Source organism: Rhodococcus (subgen. Prescottella) equi (assembly GCF_003013675.1).
GTDB lineage: Bacteria > Actinomycetota > Actinomycetes > Mycobacteriales > Mycobacteriaceae > Prescottella > Prescottella equi.
The window spans coordinates 4,072,243-4,095,637 of sequence record NZ_CP027793.1 but is presented as its reverse complement, the minus strand read 5'-3'; the positions used below and the strand labels follow the sequence as shown (position 1 = coordinate 4,095,637).

29 protein-coding genes are annotated in these 23,395 nt (G+C 68.4%); 16 read left to right on the top strand and 13 right to left on the bottom strand.

Annotated elements, in window-relative coordinates; genetic code table 11:
* Window positions 1-23 precede the first annotated feature (23 nt).
* Genes C7H75_RS19020 through C7H75_RS19010 form a run of 3 tightly spaced genes read left to right on the top strand, consistent with a single transcriptional unit; the run spans window position 24 to window position 3,978 of the window.
* Window positions 24-2,018 carry an acetyl/propionyl/methylcrotonyl-CoA carboxylase subunit alpha gene (locus tag C7H75_RS19020; protein ID WP_233281929.1) on the top strand — a complete coding sequence of 665 codons (1,995 nt, stop codon included), beginning with the start codon at window positions 24-26 and terminating at the stop codon, window positions 2,016-2,018.
* The gene (locus C7H75_RS19015; RefSeq protein WP_013416933.1) at window positions 2,015-3,178 is read left to right on the top strand and encodes an acyl-CoA dehydrogenase family protein; all 1,164 of its coding nucleotides are present in this window, start codon (window positions 2,015-2,017) and stop codon (window positions 3,176-3,178) included. The genes C7H75_RS19020 and C7H75_RS19015 overlap by 4 nt, the downstream gene beginning before the upstream one ends.
* An 11-nt stretch (window positions 3,179-3,189) precedes the next feature.
* Window positions 3,190-3,978 carry an enoyl-CoA hydratase family protein gene (locus C7H75_RS19010; protein WP_084956137.1) on the top strand — a complete coding sequence of 263 codons (789 nt, stop codon included), beginning with the start codon at window positions 3,190-3,192 and terminating at the stop codon, window positions 3,976-3,978.
* A 54-nt stretch (window positions 3,979-4,032) separates the two neighbouring features.
* Here the strand turns inward: C7H75_RS19010 and C7H75_RS26350 are convergent, their stop codons facing one another.
* Window positions 4,033-4,167, bottom strand: a complete 135-nt coding sequence (locus tag C7H75_RS26350; protein WP_005518268.1) for a hypothetical protein — start codon at window positions 4,165-4,167, stop codon at window positions 4,033-4,035.
* Between the two features lie 208 nt (window positions 4,168-4,375).
* On the opposite strand from C7H75_RS26350, the gene C7H75_RS19005 reads away from it, so the two are divergent.
* The 7 genes from C7H75_RS19005 (at window position 4,376) to tuf (ending at window position 10,878) form a co-directional block, all read left to right on the top strand.
* Window positions 4,376-4,990, top strand: coding sequence for a TetR/AcrR family transcriptional regulator (locus C7H75_RS19005; protein WP_005518270.1), 615 nt, complete (start codon window positions 4,376-4,378; stop codon window positions 4,988-4,990).
* 41 nt (window positions 4,991-5,031) lie between these two features.
* Window positions 5,032-5,580, top strand: coding sequence for a DUF3558 domain-containing protein (locus C7H75_RS19000; protein ID WP_084956315.1), 549 nt, complete (start codon window positions 5,032-5,034; stop codon window positions 5,578-5,580).
* Window positions 5,581-5,611: 31 nt separating this feature from the next.
* Complete coding sequence (locus C7H75_RS18995; RefSeq protein WP_106852043.1) at window positions 5,612-6,169, top strand: DUF3558 domain-containing protein; 558 nt, start codon at window positions 5,612-5,614, stop codon at window positions 6,167-6,169.
* A 330-nt stretch (window positions 6,170-6,499) separates the two neighbouring features.
* The gene (gene rpsL / locus C7H75_RS18990; RefSeq protein ID WP_003937662.1) at window positions 6,500-6,874 is read left to right on the top strand and encodes a 30S ribosomal protein S12; all 375 of its coding nucleotides are present in this window, start codon (window positions 6,500-6,502) and stop codon (window positions 6,872-6,874) included.
* Entirely contained in the window at window positions 6,874-7,344 is a 471-nt protein-coding gene (gene rpsG / locus C7H75_RS18985; RefSeq protein ID WP_005518273.1) for a 30S ribosomal protein S7, read from the top strand. Before rpsL ends, rpsG begins: the two co-directional genes overlap by 1 nt.
* A gap of 151 nt (window positions 7,345-7,495) precedes the next feature.
* Window positions 7,496-9,598: an elongation factor G gene (gene fusA, locus C7H75_RS18980; RefSeq protein ID WP_005518274.1), complete on the top strand. Its 2,103-nt coding sequence runs from the start codon at window positions 7,496-7,498 to the stop codon at window positions 9,596-9,598.
* 89 nt (window positions 9,599-9,687) lie between these two features.
* Entirely contained in the window at window positions 9,688-10,878 is a 1,191-nt protein-coding gene (gene tuf, locus C7H75_RS18975; protein WP_005518275.1) for an elongation factor Tu, read from the top strand.
* A 103-nt stretch (window positions 10,879-10,981) separates the two neighbouring features.
* On the opposite strand, the gene C7H75_RS18970 is transcribed toward tuf, so the two are convergent.
* The gene (locus C7H75_RS18970; RefSeq protein WP_106851693.1) at window positions 10,982-11,854 is read right to left on the bottom strand and encodes a LysR family transcriptional regulator; all 873 of its coding nucleotides are present in this window, start codon (window positions 11,852-11,854) and stop codon (window positions 10,982-10,984) included.
* A gap of 102 nt (window positions 11,855-11,956) precedes the next feature.
* On the opposite strand from C7H75_RS18970, the gene C7H75_RS18965 reads away from it, so the two are divergent.
* Window positions 11,957-12,328, top strand: coding sequence for a YybH family protein (locus C7H75_RS18965; protein ID WP_106851692.1), 372 nt, complete (start codon window positions 11,957-11,959; stop codon window positions 12,326-12,328).
* Here C7H75_RS18965 and C7H75_RS18960 read toward each other — a convergent pair.
* The 6 genes from C7H75_RS18960 to C7H75_RS18935 are packed head-to-tail and all read right to left on the bottom strand — an operon-like array spanning window position 12,322 to window position 15,488.
* The gene (locus tag C7H75_RS18960) at window positions 12,322-12,951 is read right to left on the bottom strand and encodes a pentapeptide repeat-containing protein (protein WP_106851691.1); all 630 of its coding nucleotides are present in this window, start codon (window positions 12,949-12,951) and stop codon (window positions 12,322-12,324) included. The genes C7H75_RS18965 and C7H75_RS18960 overlap by 7 nt on opposite strands.
* Before the next feature lie 4 nt (window positions 12,952-12,955).
* Window positions 12,956-13,573: a hypothetical protein gene (locus C7H75_RS18955; RefSeq protein ID WP_013416926.1), complete on the bottom strand. Its 618-nt coding sequence runs from the start codon at window positions 13,571-13,573 to the stop codon at window positions 12,956-12,958.
* Complete coding sequence (locus tag C7H75_RS18950; RefSeq protein WP_022597416.1) at window positions 13,570-14,523, bottom strand: DUF6286 domain-containing Asp23/Gls24 family envelope stress response protein; 954 nt, start codon at window positions 14,521-14,523, stop codon at window positions 13,570-13,572. Before C7H75_RS18950 ends, C7H75_RS18955 begins: the two co-directional genes overlap by 4 nt.
* Entirely contained in the window at window positions 14,516-14,695 is a 180-nt protein-coding gene (locus C7H75_RS18945) for a hypothetical protein (RefSeq protein WP_005518282.1), read from the bottom strand. Before C7H75_RS18945 ends, C7H75_RS18950 begins: the two co-directional genes overlap by 8 nt.
* Window positions 14,692-15,012: an Asp23/Gls24 family envelope stress response protein gene (locus C7H75_RS18940; protein WP_005518284.1), complete on the bottom strand. Its 321-nt coding sequence runs from the start codon at window positions 15,010-15,012 to the stop codon at window positions 14,692-14,694. Before C7H75_RS18940 ends, C7H75_RS18945 begins: the two co-directional genes overlap by 4 nt.
* A complete protein-coding gene (locus tag C7H75_RS18935) occupies window positions 15,009-15,488 on the bottom strand; it encodes an Asp23/Gls24 family envelope stress response protein (protein WP_022597412.1) in 480 nt (159 codons plus the stop codon). The genes C7H75_RS18940 and C7H75_RS18935 overlap by 4 nt, the downstream gene beginning before the upstream one ends.
* Before the next feature lie 172 nt (window positions 15,489-15,660).
* Between C7H75_RS18935 and C7H75_RS18930 the strand changes: the two genes are divergently transcribed.
* Window positions 15,661-16,872 (top strand): NAD(P)/FAD-dependent oxidoreductase, encoded by a 1,212-nt coding sequence (locus C7H75_RS18930; protein WP_080559339.1) that lies wholly within the window; start codon window positions 15,661-15,663, stop codon window positions 16,870-16,872.
* An 18-nt stretch (window positions 16,873-16,890) separates the two neighbouring features.
* Window positions 16,891-17,658, top strand: coding sequence for a glutamate racemase (locus C7H75_RS18925; RefSeq protein WP_005518299.1), 768 nt, complete (start codon window positions 16,891-16,893; stop codon window positions 17,656-17,658).
* A gap of 23 nt (window positions 17,659-17,681) precedes the next feature.
* On the opposite strand, the gene C7H75_RS18920 is transcribed toward C7H75_RS18925, so the two are convergent.
* The 5 genes from C7H75_RS18920 to mftR all read right to left on the bottom strand — a co-directional run bounded on the left by C7H75_RS18920 (window position 17,682) and on the right by mftR (window position 21,527).
* On the bottom strand, window positions 17,682-18,299 hold the full coding sequence (locus C7H75_RS18920; RefSeq protein WP_005518300.1) for a TetR/AcrR family transcriptional regulator: 618 nt from the start codon (window positions 18,297-18,299) through the stop codon (window positions 17,682-17,684).
* A 25-nt stretch (window positions 18,300-18,324) separates the two neighbouring features.
* Window positions 18,325-18,687 carry an SPW repeat protein gene (locus C7H75_RS18915; protein ID WP_013416921.1) on the bottom strand — a complete coding sequence of 121 codons (363 nt, stop codon included), beginning with the start codon at window positions 18,685-18,687 and terminating at the stop codon, window positions 18,325-18,327.
* A gap of 192 nt (window positions 18,688-18,879) precedes the next feature.
* A complete protein-coding gene (locus tag C7H75_RS18910) occupies window positions 18,880-19,935 on the bottom strand; it encodes a ferredoxin--NADP reductase (protein WP_005518302.1) in 1,056 nt (351 codons plus the stop codon).
* A 159-nt stretch (window positions 19,936-20,094) separates the two neighbouring features.
* On the bottom strand, window positions 20,095-20,898 hold the full coding sequence (gene mftM, locus C7H75_RS18905) for a mycofactocin oligosaccharide methyltransferase MftM (RefSeq protein WP_005518303.1): 804 nt from the start codon (window positions 20,896-20,898) through the stop codon (window positions 20,095-20,097).
* The gene (gene mftR / locus C7H75_RS18900) at window positions 20,895-21,527 is read right to left on the bottom strand and encodes a mycofactocin system transcriptional regulator MftR (RefSeq protein WP_106852042.1); all 633 of its coding nucleotides are present in this window, start codon (window positions 21,525-21,527) and stop codon (window positions 20,895-20,897) included. Before mftR ends, mftM begins: the two co-directional genes overlap by 4 nt.
* Before the next feature lie 124 nt (window positions 21,528-21,651).
* Between mftR and mftA the strand changes: the two genes are divergently transcribed.
* The 3 genes from mftA (at window position 21,652) to mftC (ending at window position 23,370) form a co-directional block, all read left to right on the top strand.
* A complete protein-coding gene (gene mftA, locus C7H75_RS18895) occupies window positions 21,652-21,753 on the top strand; it encodes a mycofactocin precursor MftA (protein ID WP_103143061.1) in 102 nt (33 codons plus the stop codon).
* A complete protein-coding gene (gene mftB, locus C7H75_RS18890) occupies window positions 21,738-22,058 on the top strand; it encodes a mycofactocin biosynthesis chaperone MftB (RefSeq protein WP_022597407.1) in 321 nt (106 codons plus the stop codon). Before mftA ends, mftB begins: the two co-directional genes overlap by 16 nt.
* 61 nt (window positions 22,059-22,119) lie before the next feature.
* Window positions 22,120-23,370 (top strand): mycofactocin radical SAM maturase, encoded by a 1,251-nt coding sequence (gene mftC / locus C7H75_RS18885; RefSeq protein WP_005518306.1) that lies wholly within the window; start codon window positions 22,120-22,122, stop codon window positions 23,368-23,370.
* The last annotated feature ends 25 nt before the right edge of the window (window positions 23,371-23,395 follow it).

The following is a 23,395-nucleotide window of genomic DNA, read 5'->3' as shown; positions in this document are numbered from 1 at the left end:
GGCCGACTGTGACTACTTCCGACATCACTTCCGTGTTGGTAGCCAATCGCGGCGAGATCGCCCGACGGGTGTTCGCGACGTGCCGGCGCGCCGGCGTCGGCACCGTCGCGGTCTTCTCCGACCCGGACTCCGCGAGTCCGCACGTCGCCGAGGCGGACGCCGCGGTCCGGTTGCCGGGCGCGACACCGTCCGAGACGTACCTGCGCGCCGACGCTCTCATCGCCGCGGCACACGCGGCGGGAGCCGATGCCGTCCATCCCGGCTACGGATTCCTCTCCGAGAATGCAGACTTCGCGCAGGCCGTGGAGGCCGCGGGTCTCACCTGGATCGGTCCACCCGTCAAGTCGATCGAGTTGATGGGCTCGAAGGTCGAGTCCAAGCGAATCATGGCCGAGGCCGGGGTGCCGGTGCTGGCGGAACTCGATCCCGGCGCCGTGACCGAGGCCGATCTGCCGGTGCTCGTCAAGGCGTCCGCCGGTGGCGGCGGACGTGGCATGCGCGTGGTTCGTGAGCTGTCGGCGCTGCCCCGCGAACTCGAGGCGGCCCGCCGCGAGGCGCAGTCGGCGTTCGGGGACCCGACGGTGTTCTGCGAGCGCTATCTCGAGACGGGACGACACATCGAGGTCCAGGTGATGGCCGACCGGCACGGCACGGTGTGGGCTGTCGGCGAGCGGGAATGCTCGATCCAGCGTCGTCACCAGAAGGTGGTCGAGGAGGCGCCGTCGCCGCTCGTCGAACGCATTCCCGCCATGCGCGCGAAGTTGTTCGAGGCGGCCCGCCTGGCGGCGAACGCGATCGGCTACGAGGGTGCCGGCACCGTCGAATTCCTCGCCGACGAAGCCGGGGACTTCTTCTTCCTGGAGATGAACACCCGCCTGCAGGTGGAGCACCCGGTCACCGAGTGCACCACGGGACTCGACCTCGTCGAGCTGCAGTTGCAGGTGGCGTCCGGGGCGGCACTGCCGGCCGAACCGCCGGCGATCCGTGGTCACTCGATCGAGGTCCGGCTGTACGCCGAGGACCCCGCACACAACTGGCGGCCGCAGAGTGGCACCGTCGAACGCATCGAACTTCCCGGCGACACTGTCGAATTCGACCTGCTCGCGCGCACCGGGGTGCGCCTCGACTCGGGAGTCGAGGACGGCTCCGTGGTGAGCGTCTTCTACGATCCGATGCTGGCGAAGGTGATCTCGTACGCGCCCACGCGGACGCTGGCCGCCCAGGTTCTCGCGTCGGCGCTCGCCCGCACCCGCCTGCACGGCCTGCGGACCAACCGCGACCTGCTCGTCAACGTCCTGCGCCACACCGCCTTCCTCGCGGGCGACACCGACACGGCGTTCTTCGACACCCACGGGCTCGAAGCCCTGGCGCGGCCGCTGGCCGACGAGAGGGCCGAGTCGCTGTCCGCGTTGGCCGCGGCGCTGGCTGACGCCGCTGCGAACCGGAGCACGGCACCCGTCGTCGGTGGACTGCCGAGCGGGTGGCGGAACCTACCGTCGCAGCCGCAGGTCAAGCGGTACAGCGGAATCCACGGCGACCACGACGTCCGCTACCTGCTGACCCGGTCCGGTCTGCGAGCCGACGGATTCGACGACGTGGCGCTGGTCTCGTCGGCACCCGACCACGTCGTGCTCGACGTCGCGGGTCTGCAGCGACGCTTCGACGTCGCACGCTACGGCGACACCGTCTGCGTCGACTCGCCGCTCGGACCGGTGTCGCTCACCGTGATTCCGCGCTTCGTCGACCCGTCGACCGTCGTCGCGGAGGGCTCGCTGCTCGCGCCGATGCCCGGCGCGGTGATCCGGCTGGGGGCCGCCGAGGGGGACCTCGTGGAGGCCGGACAGCCGATCCTGTGGCTCGAGGCCATGAAGATGGAGCACACCGTCAAGGCTCCCGTCTCCGGTGTGCTCACCGAACTACCCGTCGTCGTCGGCCAGCAGGTGGACGTCGGTTCCGTTCTCGCAGTAGTGGAAGCCCCGGTGTCGAACGAGGCCGGCGCAGAAGGAGAGTCCGCATGAGCAGCTTCATCGAAACCGACGAGCAGAAGGAACTGCGGGCCGCTGTGTCCAAGCTCGCGCAGCGCTTCAACTACGTCGACTACGTGCTGCCCAAGGCGCGCAAGGGCGAACCGCTCACGGAACTGTGGACCGAGGCCGGCAAACTCGGTTTCCTCGGTGTGAACCTGCCGGAAGAGTACGGCGGCGGGGGAGCGGGCATCTACGAACTGGCCCTCGTGCAGGAGGAACTCGCCGCGCAGGGCGCCGGGCTGTTGCTGGTGGTCGTCTCGCCTGCGATCTGCGGCACGATCATCGGCAAGTACGGCACCGATGCCCAGAAGCAGGAGTGGCTCACCGCGCTCGCCGACGGTTCGAAGATCATGGCTTTCGGGATCACCGAACCCGACGCCGGCTCCAACTCGCATCAGATCACCACCACGGCGCGCAGGGACGGCGACGACTGGATCCTGCGCGGCAACAAGGTCTACATCTCGGGGGTCGACCAGGCCGACGCCGTGCTCGTCGTCGCGCGGACCGAGGACCACCGGACCGGCAAGTTGAAGCCGGCTCTCTTCATCGTTCCCACCGATGCCGAGAACTTCGTCGCGCAGCCGATGGAGATGGACATCATCGAGCCCGATCACCAGTTCACGCTGTTCCTCGACGACGTGCGGCTCCCGGCGGATGCGCTGGTCGGTTCCGAGGACGCTGCACTGATGCAGCTGTTCGCGGGCCTCAATCCCGAACGCATTCTCGGTGCGGCGATGGCGATCGGAATGGGACGCTGGGCCCTCGAGGCCGGGGTGAAGTTCGCGAAGGAGCGCACGGTCTGGAAGACGCCGATCGGCGCACACCAGGGACTCGCCCACCCGCTCGCACAGTGCAAGATCGAGCTGGAGTTGGCGAAGCTGATGATGCAGAAGGCCGCGACGCTCTACGACAGCGGCGACGACTTCGGGGCCGCCGAGGCCGCGAACATGGCCAAGTACGCGGCCGCCGAGGCCGCCATCAAGACGCTCGACCAGGCCATTCAGACGCACGGCGGTGGCGGACTCACCAAGGAGTACGGCCTCGCGGCGATGCTCGGCGCCGCGCGCATCGGGCGGGTCGCGCCGGTCAGCCGCGAAATGATCCTCAACTTCGTCGCCCAGCACTCCCTGGGCCTACCCAAGTCGTACTGAGGAAGCTGCAGATGACGAATCGACAAGTTCGCTACGAAGTCGCTGACGGTGTCGCGACGCTCACGCTCGACTCGCCACACAATCGCAACGCGATATCCAGCACGCTCGTGGGGCAGTTGCGCCAAGGGCTCGCCGACGCACAGGTCGATGAGGGGGTGCGCACCGTCGTTCTCGCTCACACGGGCGGAACCTTCTGCGCGGGCGCCGATCTCTCGGAAGCGAGTGCGGCCGGCGCCGACGCGAGCCCCGACGAGCTCGCGGCGGAGCGGACCCGCCAGATGACGGAGCTGTTGCGGGCGATCCTCGAGCTGCCGAAACCGGTCATCGCGCGGGTGGACGGCCACGTGCGCGCCGGCGGAATGGGGCTCGTGGGCGCGTGTGACATCGTCGTCGCGGGGCCGGACAGCACCTTTGCGCTGACGGAGGCTCGGTTGGGTCTCGCCGCGTCGATCATCTCGCTGACGGTCGTTCCCAGGCTCACCTCGCGCGCGGCCGGCCGGTACTTCCTGACCGGTGAGAAGTTCGGCCCGCACGAGGCCGAGGCGATCGGGTTGATCAGCGAAGCGGTGCAGGACTCCGGGGAGGCGGTGCAGGACTTGATCGAGACGCTGCGCAAGTGCTCACCGCAGGGGTTGGCGGAATCCAAGAAGCTCACCACCGCGAAGGTGCTCGCGGACTTCGACACGTTCGGGGAATCCCTTGCGGCGCAGTCGGCTCGGCTGTTCGGCAGTCCGGAGGCCATCGAGGGTGTGACGGCGTTCCTGCAGAAGCGGCAGCCGTCGTGGGCGGCCGGAGGCTGAGACGCGGACGGCGCCCGTCCCCTGGCGGGAACGGGCGCCGTCCGGCAGGTCGGCTCAGGCAGCCGGGAAGAGCGCCGAGACCGCGTCGAGCGAGCCCAGGAAGAAGCTGAGGCCGGAGAAGAAGTCACCGGCGGCACCGACGAAATCGACGAGGAAGTCGGCAACGGGAATGAGCTCGGCAGAGGACATGAGGTCTCCTTGGATCGATGCGATTCGGAAGGTAGGTAAACCTTCCCTAAGAAGAATTAGTAACGTGCCCGAGACCCTTCCGCAATGCGAATGTGACGAAGGTTACCCTAACTAGCGCAGTGTTTACTTGAATGTCCGCGACCGCCCACTCACGAGGTGGGCTACGCACCCCGCACGACGCCGGAAGACACCGGAGAGGACCACGCCGATGCGCGCACCACAACAGGATCGGAGCCGACTGACACGGCACCGGCTCCTGGAAGCCACCGTCGACTGCCTGGCCGAGTTCGGCTGGTCGGCCACCACCGTCGCAGTCGTCGCGCAGCGCGCCGGGGTGTCCCGCGGAGCCGCGCAGCACCACTTCCCGACGCGGGAGGACCTCATCACCGCCGCGCTCGAGTTCATGTTCGACAGCCGGATGGAGCAGGCACGCCGCGAAGTCACCGAATTGCCGACGGGGGAGGGGCGGACCGAGGCGGTCGTCGCGCGCCTCGTCGACTACTACACCGGCACGCTGTTCAAGGCCGCCCTCCAGGTGTGGACCGCGGCGGCCGCCGACCCGGAATTGCGGGATCGCGTGCTGCCGCTCGAGGAGCGCTTCGGGCGCATCGCGCATCGCACGGCCGTCGAGAGCCTCGGTGTCGACGACTCGGACCCCGCGGTGCGCCGACTCGTCCAGGCCACCCTCGACCTCGCCCGCGGACTCGGCCTGGCCGATGTGCTCACCGACGACTCCCGCCGCCGCGCCGACATCGTGAGCAGTTGGGCCGCGCAACTGGACGCCGCGCTCGCGCCGCTCGGGGCGACCGATTCGGTGGTGTGAGCACCGCTGCCGGCGCGGCGAGGCCGGTACAGTTCCGCGTCATGGCGGCGAGCAGGCTGGCGGCGAGAAGGCTGGGATGGCCGGTTGTGGTTCTCGTGACGGCTGCGCTGGTCGGCGCCGGCTGCAGCCCAGGTGACTCGGCCGACGAGTCCCGCGCGACGGAATCCGGGGCGGCCGGCTCCGGGCCCTTCTTCGGTGAATGCGGTTCGGTCACCGACGAGGAGGTGGCCGAGGCGGTGGGGGTCCCCGGTTTCGCTGGCGTGGTCCGGAACTCCGTCGGCTGCGAATGGCAGACGTCGCCCGACCAGGATCGAAACGCGCCGCACTTCGCCTTCTCCTGGTATCGCGGCAGCCCGATCGGACGCGAGCGGGCGGGCAGCGAGATGATCGGGCGTCCCGCAGTGGACGTCGAGATCGGCGGACACCCCGGGTTCGAGTCGTCGCTGTCGAGCCGACTGTGCGAACTGGGGGTGCAGTTCGGCGACGACTTCGTGCACTGGTCGATCTCGTACGGCAAAACCGATCCCACCGATGATCCGTGTGTCGCGGCCCGCCGTCTCGCCGAACTGACCGTGGCAAGGGGGCAGTGAGATGCAGCGAGCCGGGATGCCGGGAGCCGAGATGTCGAGAGTCGGGGAGGTGGCGCGATTCGGCCGCCTCGTGCGAACCGTGGGCTTCGCGTCGGCGGTGATCCTGTTCCTGGGCGGATGCGCCGAGTCCGTGACGGGCACCGCCGTGCCGCAGGGCTTCGGCGCCGGGGACTCGTCGAACTACGCGTCCCTGCTCACCGAGTGCGACGTCGTCGCGCCGGACCGGATCGCCGAGATCGTCGGTGGGGAGACGATCGAGCGCGGCTTCCTGGGCGCGATCTGCCGCTGGACCGTGAACGGGGCCACCGGCCCGGCGCGGGTGACGTTCAACTGGTTCGAGACGGGAACGCTCGCGGTCGAGAAGCGGACGTCCGAACAGCTCGGCTACGCGGTCGAGGACGTCACCGTCGGCGGCCGGCGCGCAGTGCTCGCGCGGACTCCTGCCGACCCCGGCAGTTGCGGCATCACGGCCGGCTTCCCGGCCGGTGGTGTGGTCGGATGGTGGGTCCAGTACCCGGGCGGGGACGGGGCCGATCCGTGCGAGGCCGCATCGACGCTGGTCGAGTCCACGCTGGACCTCGCGGCATAGCATGTCCGACCCACTTTGACCTCCAACAGCGCCGCCGGGTATCGTTGGGGGTCGTGTCCGACCGCTGGGGTCGCTCCACAGGGCTCCTCTCCGGCGTGATCGGGCCGATCTGTGTGCCTATGCGGGGCATTGCCGTGCACGTAATTCTGCGGTTTCTGCAGGTGCGAGCATCCGGCTGCCTGTGTGGGGGTACGCGACACGCCCGACCTCGTGTGCACGAGGATGGGTGCGGGGCAGTTGCTTCCTTGCCCCAACCGATGGATCCCTGATTTCAGAACAGCCAGGGTTGCTCGACTGAGCAGTCTGGAACCGAAGAAAGAAAGCCGGTACATGCCAACCATCAACCAGCTGGTCCGCAAGGGCCGCCGCGACAAGGCCGCCAAGGTCAAGACCGCGGCCCTGAAGGGCAGCCCGCAGCGCCGTGGCGTGTGCACTCGCGTGTACACCACCACCCCGAAGAAGCCGAACTCCGCGCTGCGAAAGGTCGCCCGTGTGCGCCTGACCAGCTCCGTCGAGGTCACCGCTTACATCCCGGGTGAGGGCCACAACCTGCAGGAGCACTCGATGGTGCTCGTCCGCGGCGGTCGTGTGAAGGACCTCCCGGGTGTGCGCTACAAGATCATCCGCGGCTCGCTCGACACCCAGGGTGTCAAGAACCGCAAGCAGGCGCGTAGCCGCTACGGCGCGAAGAAGGAGAAGGGCTGATGCCTCGTAAGGGTCCCGCTCCCAAGCGGCCGCTCGTCGCGGATCCGGTCTACGGTTCGCCGCTGGTCACCCAGCTCGTCAACAAGATCCTGCTGGACGGTAAGAAGTCCACCGCCGAGCGCATCGTCTACGGTGCCCTCGAGCAGGCTCGCGAGAAGACCGGCACCGATCCGGTCGTCACCCTCAAGCGCGCGCTCGACAACGTCAAGCCCGCCCTCGAGGTCCGCAGCCGTCGTGTCGGTGGCGCCACCTACCAGGTGCCGGTCGAGGTTCGTCCGGGCCGTTCCACCACGCTGGCGCTGCGCTGGCTGGTGACCTTCTCGCGCGCCCGTCGTGAGAAGACCATGGTCGAGCGTCTCGCCAACGAGCTTCTGGATGCGAGCAACGGCCTGGGCGCTTCCGTGAAGCGTCGCGAGGACACCCACAAGATGGCTGAAGCCAACAAGGCGTTCGCGCACTACCGCTGGTGATACCACGCCAGGCCGAGGGAGCCTTACGGGCACGAAAACCCTCGGCCTGGCGTTGTCACTACTGTGTCGGTTCCGTCACCGGGCCGGCTGACAAGAAAAAGAGACGTGGCCCCAGAAGGGCCGACACGATCAACGAGCGGGGAAGAATCCTGTGGCACAGGAAGTGCTGACCGACCTGAACAAGGTCCGCAACATCGGCATCATGGCGCACATCGATGCCGGCAAGACCACCACCACCGAGCGCATCCTCTTCTACACCGGTGTGAACTACAAGATCGGTGAGACCCACGACGGTGCGTCGACCACCGACTGGATGGAGCAGGAGAAGGAGCGTGGTATCACCATCACCTCCGCTGCTGTGACCTGTTTCTGGAACAAGAACCAGATCAACATCATCGACACCCCCGGCCACGTCGACTTCACGGTGGAGGTCGAGCGCTCCCTCCGTGTCCTCGACGGCGCCGTTGCCGTCTTCGACGGCAAGGAGGGCGTCGAGCCCCAGTCCGAGCAGGTCTGGCGCCAGGCTGCCAAGTACGACGTTCCGCGCATCTGCTTCGTCAACAAGATGGACAAGATGGGCGCGGACTTCTACTTCACCGTGCAGACCATCATCGACCGCCTCGGCGCGAAGCCGCTGGTTCTCCAGCTGCCGATCGGCGCAGAGGACGACTTCGACGGCGTCGTCGACCTCGTCGAGATGAAGGCCATCACGTGGCGCGGCGTCGTCCCGACCGGTGCCGAGCCCACCATCGAGGAGATCCCCGCGGATCTGGCCGACAAGGCTGCCGAGTACCGCGAGAAGCTGCTCGAGACCGTTGCCGAGTCCGACGAAGCTCTCATGGAGAAGTACTTCGGTGGCGAGGAGCTCACGGTCGAGGAGATCAAGGGCGCCATCCGCAAGATGACGGTCGCCTCCGAGCTGTACCCGGTGCTGTGTGGCTCCGCGTTCAAGAACAAGGGCGTTCAGCCCATGCTCGACGCGGTCATCGACTACCTCCCGAACCCGCTGGACATCGGCGAGGTCCACGGCCACGCCGTGAACAACGAGGAAGAGGAGCTGACCCGCAAGCCCAGCAAGGAGGAGCCGTTCTCGGCTCTGGCCTTCAAGATTGCGGCGCACCCCTTCTTCGGCAAGCTCACCTTCGTGCGCGTCTACTCGGGTCGTATCGAGCCGGGTGCCCAGGTCCTCAACGCGACCAAGGGCAAGAAGGAGCGCATCGGCAAGCTCTTCCAGATGCACGCCAACAAGGAGAACCCGGTCGACGAGGCCGTCGCGGGCCACATCTACGCGATGATCGGCCTGAAGGACACCACGACCGGTGACACCCTGTGCGACCAGGCGAACCCGATCGTCCTCGAGTCGATGACGTTCCCGGATCCGGTCATCCAGGTCTCGATCGAGCCCAAGACCAAGTCCGACCAGGAGAAGCTGGGCACCGCGATCCAGAAGCTCGCGGAAGAGGACCCGACCTTCTCGGTCGAGCTGGACGAGGAGACCGGCCAGACCGTCATCGGCGGCATGGGCGAGCTGCACCTCGACATCCTCGTCGACCGTATGCGTCGCGAGTTCAAGGTCGAGGCCAACGTCGGCAAGCCGCAGGTCGCGTACCGCGAGACGATCACGCGTCCGGTCGAGAAGCACGAGTTCACCCACAAGAAGCAGACGGGTGGTTCGGGCCAGTTCGCAAAGGTCATCATCGCCCTCGAGCCCTTCGTCGGCGAGGACGGCGCGAGCTACGAGTTCGAGAACAAGGTCTCCGGTGGCCGCGTTCCGCGCGAGTACATCCCTTCGGTCGACGCCGGTGCGCAGGACGCGATGCAGTACGGTGTTCTCGCCGGCTACCCGCTCGTGAACCTGAAGCTGACCCTGCTCGACGGCGCGTACCACGACGTCGACTCCTCGGAAATGGCCTTCAAGGTCGCCGGTTCGCAGGCGCTGAAGGAAGCTGCCCGCAAGGCCGGCCCGGTCATTCTCGAGCCCCTCATGGCTGTCGAGGTCACCACGCCCGAGGACTACATGGGTGAAGTGATCGGCGACCTCAACTCCCGCCGTGGCCAGATCCAGGCCATGGAGGAACGCAGTGGTGCCCGTGTCGTGAAGGCGCTGGTTCCGCTCTCGGAGATGTTCGGTTACATCGGTGACCTGCGGTCGAAGACCCAGGGTCGCGCGAACTTCTCCATGGTGTTCGATTCCTACGCAGAGGTTCCCGCGAACGTCTCGAAGGAAATCATCGCCAAGGCGACCGGCGAGTAACCTCGGTTTCGTCGGCCGAAGCACGACCAAAGTAATAACCAACCGCACTGCTGCATACCGCAAGCACAATCAGTCCAGGAGGACATCCAGTGGCGAAGGCGAAGTTCGAGCGGACCAAGCCGCACGTGAACATCGGCACCATCGGTCACGTCGACCACGGCAAGACCACGACGACCGCGGCCATCACCAAGGTGCTCGCTGACAAGTACCCGGACCTCAACGAGAGCTTCGCGTTCGACCAGATCGACAAGGCTCCCGAGGAGAAGGCTCGCGGCATCACGATCAACATCTCGCATGTTGAGTACCAGACGGAGAAGCGTCACTACGCTCACGTCGATGCCCCGGGTCACGCCGACTACATCAAGAACATGATCACCGGCGCTGCTCAGATGGACGGCGCGATCCTGGTCGTGGCCGCCACCGACGGCCCGATGCCCCAGACGCGTGAGCACGTGCTGCTCGCCCGCCAGGTCGGCGTGCCCTACATCCTCGTCGCCCTGAACAAGGCCGACATGGTCGACGACGAGGAAATCCTCGAGCTCGTCGAGATGGAGGTCCGCGAGCTGCTGGCCGGCCAGGAGTTCGACGAAGAGGCTCCGGTCATCCCGATCTCGGCTCTGAAGGCTCTCGAGGGCGACGCCAAGTGGGTCAAGTCCATCGAGGATCTGATGGCTGCGGTCGACGAGTCCATCCCGGACCCGGTTCGTGAGACCGACAAGCCGTTCCTGATGCCCGTCGAGGACGTCTTCACGATCACCGGTCGTGGCACCGTCGTCACCGGCCGCATCGAGCGTGGCGTGATCAACGTCAACGAAGAGGTCGAGATCGTCGGCATCCGCCCCGAGTCGACCAAGACCACGGTCACCGGCATCGAGATGTTCCGCAAGCTGCTCGACCAGGGCCAGGCGGGCGACAACGTCGGTCTGCTGGTTCGTGGCATCAAGCGCGAGGATGTCGAGCGCGGCCAGGTCGTCGTCAAGCCGGGCACCACGACTCCCCACACGGAGTTCGAGGGCCAGGCGTACATCCTGTCGAAGGACGAGGGTGGCCGCCACACCCCGTTCTTCAACAACTACCGTCCGCAGTTCTACTTCCGTACGACTGACGTGACGGGCGTTGTGACCCTCCCCGAGGGCACCGAGATGGTCATGCCCGGTGACAACACCGAGATGTCCGTCGTGCTGATCCAGCCGGTCGCCATGGACGAGGGCCTGCGCTTCGCGATCCGTGAGGGTGGCCGCACCGTCGGCGCCGGTCGCGTCACGAAGATCATCAAGTGAGCTAGTTCTCACTGACGCCTGGGGCGCTCACTCCTTCGGGAGTGGGCGCCCTTCGGCGTTTTCGGTGCCGGTGCGGCACCGGCTTCGCGCGGACGCCGTCCCGTCAGGCGAACGCGCGTTTCGTGAACGAGAGCAACTCGCGCAGAGCAGGCGAGATCTCCGGCCTCCAGACGAGGGCAAGCACCGCCTCGACGTCGACGTCGGCGATCACCCGCGACGCCAGATCGGGGTACGACGTGGCCATCGACTCGCTGAGGATCGCCACGCCCAGCCCGCGCGTCGCGAGGTCTGCGACGGCGTCGAGGGCGCTGGCCTGCAGGGCGATGGAGGCCCGGCAGTTCAGATCCGCACACCCCCGGTCCAGGACCGTGCGAATGCCGGTGCCGGGCGGCAACGTCACGAGTGGATGCGCGCACACGTCGGCGAGCGTCACCGACGACAGCTGGACCAGCGGATGGTTGCCCGGGACCGCCGCGACGAGTCTCTCGCGCGCGACGGTGAACGAGTGCAGCCCGGCGGGCTCCGCGCCCGCGACCCCGACGAGCGCCAGGTCGACGGCGCCGGCGCGGACGTCGTCCACGAGCCGATCGGAGTTGTCCTCCCTCAGGCTCACGTCGATCCCCGGATGCGCCCGATGGAACGAGGACAGGGCGTCGAACAGCGGCGTCACGGTGCAGGCGGTGACCATGCCGACCTCGAGCCGGCCCCGCACGAGTTGGTTGACGTCATCGACGGCGTCACGGACCGCGCGGGCGGCGGCCAGTGCGGCGCGGGCGTGTGCGAGGGCGGCTTCTCCGGCCACGGTGAGCGCCGCGACGCGCGTCGAGCGGTCGAACAACGGGGCGCCCAGATCGTTCTCGAGCTGTCGGATCTGTGCGCTGATACCCGATTGGCTGACGTGTACGCGCGCGGCGGCGCGGGTGAAATTGGCTTCCTCGGCGACCGCGACGAAGTACTCCAGCTGACGCAACTCCATAACTGTGAATTCTAGATATCAGCAGAACTATCTGTTGGAGTTCTGGTCTGTAGTGATCGAGGCTGGTACGGACGGATTCGGTAGCTACGAGAGGACAGATCGATGACGAAAGCGGATGTCGAGAAGGCGATGACCCCCGAGGACCTCACGAGGTTGTTCGTGAAGCGGTCGAACGCCGGGGACGCGGACGGCGTCGCCGCCCTCTACGAGGAGGACGCTGTGATGGCATTTCCGCCGGGTTCCGTCACGGTGGGTCGCGCGGCGATCCGGGACCTGTGGGCTCAGGTGCTCGCGCACGCGCCGCGCTTCGAGCCGGAGCCGCCGCTGCCGACGCTCGTCAGCGGCGATCTCGCGTTGACGTCCACGCCGCCCCGAGACGGGGCCGGGGCCCGCGCGCAGGTCGTGCGGCGTCAGCCGGACGGCAGCTGGCTGCGGGTGCTCGATCAGCCGGAGTTCGTTCGGCCGGCTCAGTAGCCGGCGACGCGCAGCCCGTGTGCGGCCGCGTAGCTCACGGCCTGGTTCATCTCGATGCGGGCACCGCCGAGCTTCGCCGACGTCCACAGCGAGGGATCGACGCGGGCGCCCTCGAGATCGGCGTCGTCGAGACGGAGGTCGCCCGTGCGGGCGCCGGTGAGGTCGGCCCCGCGCAGGATCGCCTTGCGCAGGTCCGCTTTGACGAGATTCGCCTCCCGCAGTCTGCAGCCCGACAGGTCGACGCCGCGCAGGTCGATCTCGCCGAGGGAGGCGAGCGTGAAGTCGACTTCCTCGAGGGTGAGCGGACGGATGCGGGAGTCCCGGATGACCGATCCGAGGAAACTCGAGTGGCGGAATGAGCTGTCCCACATGCGGGTGTACTCGAAGTGGCAGTTCCGGAACGCGGAGCCGCTGTGTTGTGAACCGGTGAGGTCGGCGCCCGTGAAATCGCAGTCGGTGAACGTCACCGATTCGGTGACGAGGCCCGAGAGGTCGGTGTCGCGGAACAGACAGCCCACGTAGGAGCGGTGTTGCCAGTTCTCGCCGGAGAAGTCGGCGTCCGAGAAGTCGTCCCCCTCGAAGCATGCATCGTCGGTCGAGAGTTCGGAGTCCGTGTCACGCATGGGGTCAGTCTCCTCCACCCTCGGACTCGGGCTGCGGCCGCGGGGCGGGCACCGGCGGTTGGTCGGTGCGATCGAGGTGGAGCAGCACCCGGACCGCCACGTCCGCGATCGCCGAGCCGCCCAGGGCGGCTGTCGTGGTCGCGGCGACGCGGTCCGCGGCGTCGGTCAGGGCCGCGATGTCGGTGCGCGGGTCGGCCTCGACAGTGACCTGGATCGTGGCGAGCCCGCGGTCGGAAAGTGCACGTCCGCGGGCCCGGCGCACCCCCGGCAGCCTGGCCAGTTCGGCCGCGACGCCGGTCGCGATCGGGCCCAGATCGATGGACACGGGGGTGTCGGTGACGCTCTCGAGCATGCCGGTGGGCGCGGCCCTGCGGCGACTCAGGTCGACGGCCAGGACGACAATCCCGAGCACGAGGCAGACGCCGATCGTCGCGCCGAGCGCCCAGTGCCACCACGGTTCGTCGGGGACGGCGACGACGCGGTCGCGGTCGAGTCGGCCGACCGCGTCGCGCACGGCCGCGACATCGCGGTCCCACGCGAGCGCCGCCGCACCGAGGCCGGCCAGGACGAGACCGATCAGCAGGACGAGGAGGCGGTTGAGTGCCGCCGGTCCGCGCTTCATGCCCGCCGCCGGTCGCGCGTGCGGATCTTCACCCGGAGTTTCAGCGGGCGGTCGAGAACGTCGAGGCTCGCGCGCACGGAGTCGGCGACGGCCTGTTCGAGCGCCGCTACGGCCTCCCCGGCGACGGTCTCGTCCGGACGCACGTGGACGGTGGACCGTCGGCGATCGACCGTCGTGTGCGCGACGGCCACACCGGGCACCGTGCTGGCCCGCGCGCTGCACATGCGCGCGACGTCGACCGGCCGCATCCACGTGGTCGGAGCGCCGGTGGCCGTGCGGAGCGCGACGTGGGTGCGGGTCCGCGGAGCGAGCGCGAGCAGGACGCACAGTATCCCGACGGCAAGTGCGGCGATGGCGGCCGGGACGAGCCACTGCTGCCAGTGCAGGCGTCCGATCCACTCGAAGGTGTTTCGCAGCCAGGGCGCGCCGCCGATCACGCCACGGGCGATCAGCAGTTCTCGTGCGGCGACGGCGGCGAGCGCGAGGAGTCCGATCGCCGTCACCACGGCAGCAGGCACGGCCGCCGGCGCGGCGGTCGGCGGCCGCGGCGGGGTCACGATGTCGGCAGGCGCGGGCGTCGGGCACGCGCCGCCGTCGGACTCGTCGGCGGGAAGGGCCTCGGTGCCCGCGACGAGGACCTCGAGGCGCTGCAGTGGACGGCCGGTCAGGTCCTCGATCTGCTTGCCGACCTCCCGGTGGACCCGGCGGGTGAGTTCGGCGACGTCGCAGGGCCACTGGACTCCGAGATACAGGTTCAGCGCCACGGACGCGTCGCCGGCGGAGACGTCGGCACGTGGGAGATCGCGTCCGGTGAAGCGGGTCAGCCCGCCGCCCTGAGCGACGACGCCGGGTACCCCGAGCGCCGCGGTGGTCGCGATCTTCTCGTAGGCCCGGTCCTTGATGACGAGGCCTCCGCGGGTGCCGGGATCGTCTTCCGGGGTCTCAGCCACGGCCGCGGGACCGCAGTAGGGCGCCGAGGTCGAGGTGGCCGTCACGGTGCGCGCCGATCGCCATGCCCACGGCACCGAGCAGCACCGCGAACACGAATCCGCTGAAACCGCCGAGGATTCCGGCGAGGGCGAGGAGCAGGCCTGCGATCAGTCCCATACCCGTACTGCTCATGTCCGTGGTCCTGTCTCGTCGTGGGGAAGTTCGTCCGTCAGGTCCTCGATGGTCACGTCGACGGGCACGCCGACGACCGCTCGGACGGCGTCGCGAACGCGATCGGCGGTCGCGATCAGGTCTGCCGGATAGCGCAGGATCACGTGGACCGCGCACGCGTCCGCTCCGATGCTGATCCCGGTGATCCGCCGCCCCGGCAGATAGGTCGCGACCGTCCCGAACTCGCCACCGTGCAGGCCCGAGACGCCGGGTACCGCGAGCGCGGCCGCGGCGGCGAGGTCTGCGATGTCGGGTGCTCGGATATCGGCCTCGGTCACTGGACCCTCGGCTTGGCGTCCACCTCGGAGCCGGAATCGTTCTCGTCGAACAAGACCACGTCGAAGACGGTGATGTTCACCTCGGTGACCTCGAGCCCGGTCATGTTCTCGACGGCGGCGATCACGTTGCGGCGGATCCCGGCCGCGAGTTCGTGCAGCGCGACGCCGTATTCGGCGACGATGCCGATGTCGATCGCGGCCTGCTTCTCGCCGACCTCGACGGCGACGCCCTGGCCGTGGTTGACGCGCGCACCGGGGATACGGTCGCGCAGTGCCCCGACGACGCGTGCGGTGCCACCGCCGACGTCGTAGACACCGTCGATCTCGCGAGTCGCGATGCCGGCGATCTTCGCGACGACGGCGTCCGCGATGATCGTCCGCCCCTGCGAGCTGACGAGGTCGGACGAGGGGCCGCTCCCGAACTGCACCGGAGCGCGGCCCGCGCTCGAACTGAACGAACCCGGATCAGTGGTCATCGTCGCTCCTCTTCCGGCGCCCTCCCGATGCGGTGCCGGTCGAAATCAACTGTAGTGACCGGGGTGGGGTGGCGCCGGAGATGGCGGCGCCCGGCGACGGGGTGTCGCGCATCACGGCGATTTGGTAGAACATGTTCCAGTTGTGTTCGAGTGGTCGGAGTGGTCCGAGGGGATGGCAGGGATGAGCAGCACCGAGAAGGTCGACGGTCCGGTCGTGATCGTCGGGGCCGGCCTGGCGGCCGTCCGCGCGGCGGAGGAACTGCGCCAGTCCGGGTACGACGGCGAACTGGTCATTGTCGGCGACGAGGCGCACCTGCCGTACGACCGGCCGCCGCTGTCGAAGGAGGTCGTTCGGGGCGAGAACGACGACACCACCCTGCGACCGCGCGAGTTCTACGACGAGCACCGGATCGCGCTGCGCCTCGGCTCCGCCGCGACCGGACTGGACCGGGCGGCACGACGGCTGCTGTTGGCCGACGGCAGCGAGGTCGAGTACGGCGAACTGATCGTCGCGACCGGCCTGACCCCGCGCCGCATCCCCGGCCTGCCCGACCTCGCGGGCGTGCACGTCCTGCGCTCGATCGACGAAAGTCGGGCGCTGCGAGCCGATCTCGGCGAGGGCAAGCGTGCGCTGGTCGTCGGTGCCGGGTTCATCGGATGCGAGCTGGCGGCGAGCATGCGGGCGCTCGGCATGGAGGTCGTCCTGGTCGAGCCGCAGCCGGCGCCGCTCGCGTCGGTGCTCGGTGCGCAGGTCGGCGCGCTCGTGGGACGACTGCACGTCGAGGCCGGCGTCGACGTCCGAGCCGGTGTCGGGCTGGCCGAACTCACCGGCGAGGGACGCGTCGTCGGTGCCGTCCTGACCGACGGCACCGAACTCGAGGTGGACGTCGTCGCGATCGGTATCGGTTCGACGCCGGTCACCGGGTGGCTCGAGGATTCCGGTATCGAACTGGACAACGGTGTGGTGTGCGACGCGGTCGGCCGAACCGGTGACCCGCACGTGTGGGCGATCGGCGACGTCGCGGCGTGGACCCTGGGAACGGGTGAGTGCAAGCGCGTCGAGCACTGGAGCAATGCCGGTGACCAGGCGAAGATCCTGGCCGGCGCGCTCACCGGCACTGGCGATCCGAACGCGCCGACGCAGGTTCCGTACTTCTGGAGCGACCAGTACGGCCTCAAGATCCAGGCGCTGGGCGCGGTGTCGGCCACCGACGACGTCCACGTCGTCAAGGACGACGGCCGCAAGTTCGTCGTGTACTACTCGCGGGACGGCGTCCTCACCGCCGTCGTGGGTGCGGGATCGGCCGGCGCGGTGATGAAGATGCGCGCCAAGATCGCGGCCGGGGCGCCGATCGGGGAACTGCTCGAGTCCGCCCCTGCCTGAGCGGGCTAGATTTGTCGGGTGATCGTTGCGCTCATCGACTCGGGTCTGGGACTGCTGCCGACGTCTGCGTGGCTGCGTCGATTGCGGCCCGATCTCGACCTGATGCTGTCGCTCGATCCCGAGGGCGCACCGTGGGGTCCGCGCGACGAACGCTGGGTGATCGACCGGGTGGTCGGGACCGCGCGTCGTGCGGTGGACCGCGGGGCCGAGGTCGTCGTGCTGCCGTGCAACACCGCGAGCGTCACGGCGCTCGAGCACGTCCGCGCGGACCTGGGGGACTCGATTCCCGTGATCGGCACGGTGCCCGCGATCAAGCCCGCCGCGGCGGTGTGCGACTCGGTGGCGATCTGGGCGACGGCGGCCACGACCGCGAGTGACTACCAGGCCAATCTCGTGAAGGAATTCGCGAACGGCAGTTCGGTGGTGGGGGTGGCGTGCCACGGGCTCGCCGACGCGATCGACCTCGGGGACGTCGAGGCCGCGCGGGCTGCCATCGCCGCGGCCGCCGCCCGCACCCCGGACGACGTCACCGGTGTCGTGCTGGGCTGCACGCACTACCCGCTCGTCGCCGACGAGATCGCGGCGCACCTGCCGGACGGGGTGGCGCTGTTCGACAGCGCTGAGGCCGTGGCGGCCCAGACCCTGCGCCGGATCGACGCCCTCGGGCGGGACACCACCGGCCAGGGCACCGTGGAGGTCCTACTCAGTGGGACTCGCGGCGAGCTGCCGATCAGTGCCGCGAACTTCGACGCCGGACGGCTCCTGCTCGCGGCGCCGTCGCGCTGACGGTCCGGCGCGGGTCGTCGGCGTCAGCCCAGGCGCGCCATGCCCGCGGCCACGACCTGCGCGACGGGGTCGAGTTCCTCACGGTGCTGCCGGGGGATGTCGTCGAGATCGCGCAGCCGGTCGTTGCCGGCCGCGGAGAACATCGCGGCCACCCACGCATTCGCGCACGCCCGCAGAGTTCCCGGCCGGACCGGGACCGCGGCGCTGGCCTCGAGGATCCGCACCGTGGCGTCGTGCAGGTACGACCGGAAGCGGCGCAGGTAGTCGCGGACGTCGGGGTGCGATTCGGCCTCGCGCCAGATGATCACCCGCATCACCGACGAGTGGTGATCGCGCAGGTTGAGCGCGTTGTCGAGGTTCACCAGGCTCGTGGCGGGATCGCCGGGAGCGACCAGCGGCGCGAGGTCGTCGAGCGGTTCGGCCGGGAGTCGTTCGGCGAGCAGGGCGGTCAGGATGTCCGCCTTGGTGGGGAAGTAGTAGAAGATCAGGCCTTTGGGCACCCCCGCCGCCCCCGCGACCGCGGCCGTGGACGTTGCGTCGAAGCCGTGGGCGGCGAACAGCGTCTCGGCGGCGTCGAGGATCTTCTCGCGGGCGTCGCCGTCGGTCTTCACGCTTCGTCGCCGACGCGGACGCGGCGGCATGGGGGTGCCTTCCGGTCGGAGTGGATCAGTGTGCGGCCACCCCTCCGTGCCCGTGCATTCGCGAACTCATCGCCGGCATTCCGACGACGGACACCACGACCGCGAGTGCCCCGACCACCCACGCGGTCCAGGCTGCCCCGGTCATGGTGTGGAAGTTCATCACCCACGGGGAGATGAACAGCAGCACGCCGAGCACGCCCATCGCGTAGTCCGCCGCGACCATCTCCGGTCGAGCCATGTGGAGCAGTCCGGCGACCGCGATCAGCACACCGAGCACGATCAGCGACCACACCGCCGCGTTGTTGGTATCGAGCCACAGTGGGGAGAGGGCTGCGTAGGCGCCGATGATGACGGCCGCGTAGTCCTGCCAACGAGTTGATGCCTTCATGACCAGCCTCCTAGGGAAAGGATCGTGTCCTCCACCCTCAGTGTCACGCTGACTGACCGGCCGATCAATGTTGTCCGGATTGCACTGACGTCACGGGTTCGTGCAGTTCCGGCCACGACGGGTACGGATGCGGGAAGGGCCCGACCCACCGGACGGTGGAGTCGGGCCCTTCCTGGGACCGGGTGCCGAGTGTCAGAACTCGATCTTGAGGTGATCGGTCACCGGCTTGGCCTGGCAGCCCAGGATGTAGCCGTTGGCGATGTCCTCCTCGTCGAGGACGCCGGCGTGCTCCATGGAGACCTCGCCCTCGATGACGGTGCAAGCGCAGGAGCCGCACTCGCCCTCCTGGCAGGAGTAGGGCACATCCAGGCCCTTCGACAGCATCACGTCGACGAGCGTCTGCTTCCGCGGCCAGCTGAGGTTGTGCTTCTCGCCGTCCAGCTCGATCTCGACGGTGGCGGCGTCGGCAGCCTCCTCGGCGGTGACCTCTTCGAGCTCGACGTCCGCGAACGGGTCGCCGCTCAGCGAGTTGAAGACCTCCGCGTGGACCTGCGAGCGCGGCATCCCGGCCTGGGCCAGGGCCTCGTGGATGGTGTCCATGAACGGGCCGGGGCCACACATGAAGGCCTCGTACGAGGTGTACGGAGACACCAGCGTCGCGAGCTGGGTCACGCTGGGCAGTCCCTGCACCGTCTCGATCCAGTGGATGATCGTCAGGCGGTCGGGGTACTTGGCGGCGAGCTCACGCAGCTCGGCGGCGAAGATCACCGACTCGACGTCGCGGTTGCCGTACAGGAGGACGACCTTGCCGCCGCCCTGGGTCAGCGCCGACTTCAGGATCGACATGACGGGCGTGATGCCGCTGCCGCCGCCGAAGAGCAGGAAGTCGTGGTCGAGGGACTTCGGGGTGAAGACGCCGGCCGGAGGCAGCACCTCGAGCTGGTCGCCCACCTTCAGGTTGTCGCACAGCCAGTTGGAGCCGTAGCCGTCGGCGGTGCGCTTGACGGTGACCTTGGGGGCGTCGTCGGTGAACGGCGAGCTGGCCAGGGAGTAGCAGCGCGCGACCGAGCCGGTCTGATCGCTCGGGATGCGCAGTGTCAGGAACTGGCCGGGCTTGTACTGGAACTTGCTCTTCATGTCCGCGGGGACGTCGAAGACCAGCGACCGCGAGTCGGGGGTTTCCTCGATCACCCCGGACACGGTGAGCACCGCGGATCGAGAGCTGTGCGGCACGTCGATAGTGGTCATGCGAACTCTGGTCCTCTCGTGGATCAGTGTAGAACGTTTAGAACGTGTTCTAGTTTCAGCGTAGCAGCGTAGCGACGCTACCGGGGCGATGGTAATTCGCCTCTTCCGGCTCCCGCTGATCGGGAGCATTCTCGAGCGCGCGCACGAATCCTCGAGGCGTCAGGCCTCGAGGACGAGCCAGCCGCCGTGGTGGTCGAAGACGTCGAACGGTCGCCCCGTCGATGCGCCGAGCTCCCGCAGTGCGTCGGCATCGAAGGTGCGGACGTGTCCGTGGCACGCCGTGGCCTCGTCCTCGTACGGCACGGCGACGACGACGCGTTCGCGCGCGATGCGCAGGGCCTCGGCGACGACGTCGGCGCCGGTGCGGGCGTCGACGTGCTCGAGGAGGTGGACCGCGGTCACGGTGTCGGCGCTGTCGTCGGGTACCGGGACGTTCGCGGCATCGCAGACGAGCGTGCTGATCGGGATGCCGAGGCGGGGTGCGACGGCGTCGAGCAGGGTCATCGTGCCCGGCAGGATGTCGGTCGCGGTGACGGGGACGCCGGCGCGGGCCAGGCGCAGGGGTAGGAAGCCGAAGCACGAGCCGAGGTCGAGCACCGAGCCGCGGACCAGTGCGGCGGCCTTGTCGTGGATCGGCGCGAAGTCCGCGGTGCCGTCCAGTAGTTCCTCGAGCGAATTGCGGTAGTAGACGGTCCACGACTCGAGCGCGCCCGGCACCGTGGAGCGCACCAGTCCGACCATCGTGAGTTCGAACTCCGTCTGTCCGAAGTCGGCGTCGCCGATCGACGCGGTCACCTCGGCGACCAGCCGCTCGCTCAGCGCTTCGGGGCCGAGTGCGTGCCGGACGTGCAAGCGGTCCCCGCTGCGGGTCAGGGTGATCGGACCACTCGGGACGCGTTCGACGGTGACGTGGTCGTGCGACCACAGTCCCGGGGCGCAGGGTGCGAGCGAGTCGAGCGTCATGGGGCGGTTCCGTTCAGTAGCGGCTCGTGCAGTTCGGACAGTCCGGTGTAGAGCATCCGACTGCCCTTCGTGAGCAGGTCGATCAGGTCGGCCGAGTCGTCGGCCAGCCACGTCTCGTAGGCGCCCATCGCGACGCCGAGCATCAGGTAGCCGACGGTTCCGGGCAGCTGATCGGTGGCCTGGAGGTGGAGCCGACCGGCCACGTACTCGGCGATCACCTTGCGCCATCCCTCGTACATCACGACGGAGTACGCCTGCAGTGCGGGGACCACGAAGATCAGTTCCATGCGCCGGCGGTGGCCGTCGGTGACCTCGGGCGGGAAGGTGTTGAACTCGAGAACCGCCGCGACGAGGTTGTCCAGGATCGGCTCGTCGTCGGGCATCTCCGCGAGCAGGGTGCGCATCTCGGCCAGATGCGCGTCGAAGTCTCCCCACGGCACCGCGTTCTTCGACGGGAAGTAGCGGAAGAACGTGCGACGCGCGATCCCCGCTGCCTCCGCGATGTCGTCGACGCTGGTGTCGTCGAACCCGCGAGTGGCGAACAGGTCGATGCCCACCGCCGCGATGCGGTCGCGTGTGGTGGTCGGCCTCCGGCCGATTCGCGACGACGGGTTTCTACGACTGCACACTCCTGTGACCTCCTTCACTAGTCATTGTGCACCCGATGCCATTACAGTGGTGAGTCGAGTCACAGTGAAGAAGTCACTATGACCGCAGATCCCGCTGCTGGGGTCCGATTTGGAGGAGGAATCGATGTCCGATCGCGACAGTGTCATTTCTGCCAACGAGAGCTCGCTCGTCGAGGAGTCCCTCGTGGAAGAGGTTTCCATCGACGGCATGTGCGGCGTGTACTGATCGTGTCCGAACAGGCCCTCGGCTCCGGCTCGTCGGCCGGCACGATCGATCTCGACGCGGCATGGAAGCTCCATCCGCAGGTGGCGCTGCGCCCCGAACCTTTCGGGGCGCTGCTCTACCACTTCGGGACGCGCAAGCTCTCGTTCCTGAAGAACCGGACCATCGTCGAGATCGTCGAATCGCTGCCCCAGCACCCGAACGTCGGGGCAGCCCTGCGAGCGCACGGCATCGAGGAGGATGCGGCGCGGCCGTATCTGCGCGCCCTCGGCACGCTCGCCGACTCGCACATGATCGTGCCGTCCTGATCCCAGCCTCTTCTTCACGTTCTGTACCCAACCAGACTCTTCAGATTTGAGGACTCAGCCCATGACCTCAGTTCTCGAGCCGCCCGCGACCACGTCGTCTCCCGCCGCTCCGCTCGTCCCCAAGGTCGGTCGTCTCGTAGACCAGTTCGAACTCGGTCTCGACGCCCCGATCTGCCTCACGTGGGAACTCACCTACGCGTGCAACCTGTCGTGCGTGCACTGCCTGTCGTCCTCGGGACGCCGGGACCCGCGCGAGCTCAGCACCGAACAGTGCAAGTCGATCATCGACGAGCTGCAGCGCATGCAGGTCTTCTACGTCAACATCGGCGGCGGTGAGCCCACCGTCCGCTCCGACTTCTGGGAGCTGGTCGACTACGCGACCGAGCACCAGGTCGGTGTCAAGTTCTCCACCAACGGCGTCAAGATCGACAAGAAGGTCGCCGCGCGCCTGGCGGCCAGCGATTACGTCGACGTCCAGATCTCGCTCGACGGCGCGACCGCCGAGGTGAACGACGCTGTGCGCGGGCCGGGTTCGTTCGCGATGGCCGTGCGTGCGCTGGAGAATCTCGCCGAGGCGGGGTTCAAGGATGCCAAGATCTCCGTTGTAGTCACCCGCGAGAACGTGAGCCAGCTCGACGAGTTCAAGGAGCTCGCCGACCGGTTCGGTGCGACGCTGCGCATCACGCGCCTGCGGCCGTCGGGTCGCGGCGCCGACGTGTGGGACGAACTGCACCCCACCCAGGAGCAGCAGCGTGAGCTGTACGACTGGCTGGTCGCGAACGGCGAGGGTGTACTGACGGGCGACTCGTTCTTCCACCTCTCGGCGTACGGCGACGCGTTGCCGGGGCTGAACCTGTGCGGCGCCGGACGCGTCGTGTGCCTGATCGACCCGATCGGCGACGTGTATGCCTGCCCGTTCGCGATCCACGACCAGTTCCTGGCCGGAAACATCGTCTCGGACGGTGGTTTCCAGCAGGTGTGGCAGCACTCGGAGCTGTTCCAGGACCTGCGGTCGCCGCAGACCGGTGGAGCCTGCAGCAAGTGCGACCACTACGACTCGTGCCGCGGCGGCTGCATGGCGGCCAAGTTCTTCACGGGCCTGCCGATGGACGGCCCGGACCCCGAGTGCGTCCAGGGTTACGGCACGTCCGCGCTCGAGGCCGATCGCACGGTACCGAAGTCGAGCCAGGACCATTCACGGACCGGCAAGCGCGCCGAGCGGCGCACGCCGCAGGCGCCGGTGCCGCTGACCCTGCTGACCCGTCCTCCGGCGAAGATCTGCGACGAAAATCCGCTTGCCGGAATGGAATAGAAGTAGTTCACGAGCAGTACGAGAG

Bases quoted from the DNA above. Each gene is read 5' to 3' on its own strand.
- C7H75_RS19015 (WP_013416933.1), top strand. From the start codon at position 2,015: ATGAGCAGCTTCATCGAAACCGACGAGCAGAAGGAACTGCGGGCCGCT.
- C7H75_RS19010 (WP_084956137.1), top strand. From the start codon at position 3,190: ATGACGAATCGACAAGTTCGCTACGAAGTCGCTGACGGTGTCGCGACG.
- C7H75_RS26350 (WP_005518268.1), bottom strand. From the start codon at position 4,167: ATGTCCTCTGCCGAGCTCATTCCCGTTGCCGACTTCCTCGTCGATTTC.
- C7H75_RS19005 (WP_005518270.1), top strand. From the start codon at position 4,376: ATGCGCGCACCACAACAGGATCGGAGCCGACTGACACGGCACCGGCTC.
- C7H75_RS19000 (WP_084956315.1), top strand. From the start codon at position 5,032: ATGGCGGCGAGCAGGCTGGCGGCGAGAAGGCTGGGATGGCCGGTTGTG.
- C7H75_RS18995 (WP_106852043.1), top strand. From the start codon at position 5,612: ATGTCGAGAGTCGGGGAGGTGGCGCGATTCGGCCGCCTCGTGCGAACC.
- rpsL (WP_003937662.1), top strand. From the start codon at position 6,500: ATGCCAACCATCAACCAGCTGGTCCGCAAGGGCCGCCGCGACAAGGCC.
- rpsG (WP_005518273.1), top strand. From the start codon at position 6,874: ATGCCTCGTAAGGGTCCCGCTCCCAAGCGGCCGCTCGTCGCGGATCCG.
- C7H75_RS18970 (WP_106851693.1), bottom strand. From the start codon at position 11,854: ATGGAGTTGCGTCAGCTGGAGTACTTCGTCGCGGTCGCCGAGGAAGCC.
- C7H75_RS18965 (WP_106851692.1), top strand. From the start codon at position 11,957: ATGACGAAAGCGGATGTCGAGAAGGCGATGACCCCCGAGGACCTCACG.
- C7H75_RS18960 (WP_106851691.1), bottom strand. From the start codon at position 12,951: ATGCGTGACACGGACTCCGAACTCTCGACCGACGATGCATGCTTCGAG.
- C7H75_RS18955 (WP_013416926.1), bottom strand. From the start codon at position 13,573: ATGAAGCGCGGACCGGCGGCACTCAACCGCCTCCTCGTCCTGCTGATC.
- C7H75_RS18945 (WP_005518282.1), bottom strand. From the start codon at position 14,695: ATGAGCAGTACGGGTATGGGACTGATCGCAGGCCTGCTCCTCGCCCTC.
- C7H75_RS18935 (WP_022597412.1), bottom strand. From the start codon at position 15,488: ATGACCACTGATCCGGGTTCGTTCAGTTCGAGCGCGGGCCGCGCTCCG.
- C7H75_RS18930 (WP_080559339.1), top strand. From the start codon at position 15,661: ATGGCAGGGATGAGCAGCACCGAGAAGGTCGACGGTCCGGTCGTGATC.
- C7H75_RS18920 (WP_005518300.1), bottom strand. From the start codon at position 18,299: ATGCCGCCGCGTCCGCGTCGGCGACGAAGCGTGAAGACCGACGGCGAC.
- C7H75_RS18915 (WP_013416921.1), bottom strand. From the start codon at position 18,687: ATGAAGGCATCAACTCGTTGGCAGGACTACGCGGCCGTCATCATCGGC.
- C7H75_RS18910 (WP_005518302.1), bottom strand. From the start codon at position 19,935: ATGACCACTATCGACGTGCCGCACAGCTCTCGATCCGCGGTGCTCACC.
- mftM (WP_005518303.1), bottom strand. From the start codon at position 20,898: ATGACGCTCGACTCGCTCGCACCCTGCGCCCCGGGACTGTGGTCGCAC.
- mftA (WP_103143061.1), top strand. From the start codon at position 21,652: ATGTCCGATCGCGACAGTGTCATTTCTGCCAACGAGAGCTCGCTCGTC.
- mftC (WP_005518306.1), top strand. From the start codon at position 22,120: ATGACCTCAGTTCTCGAGCCGCCCGCGACCACGTCGTCTCCCGCCGCT.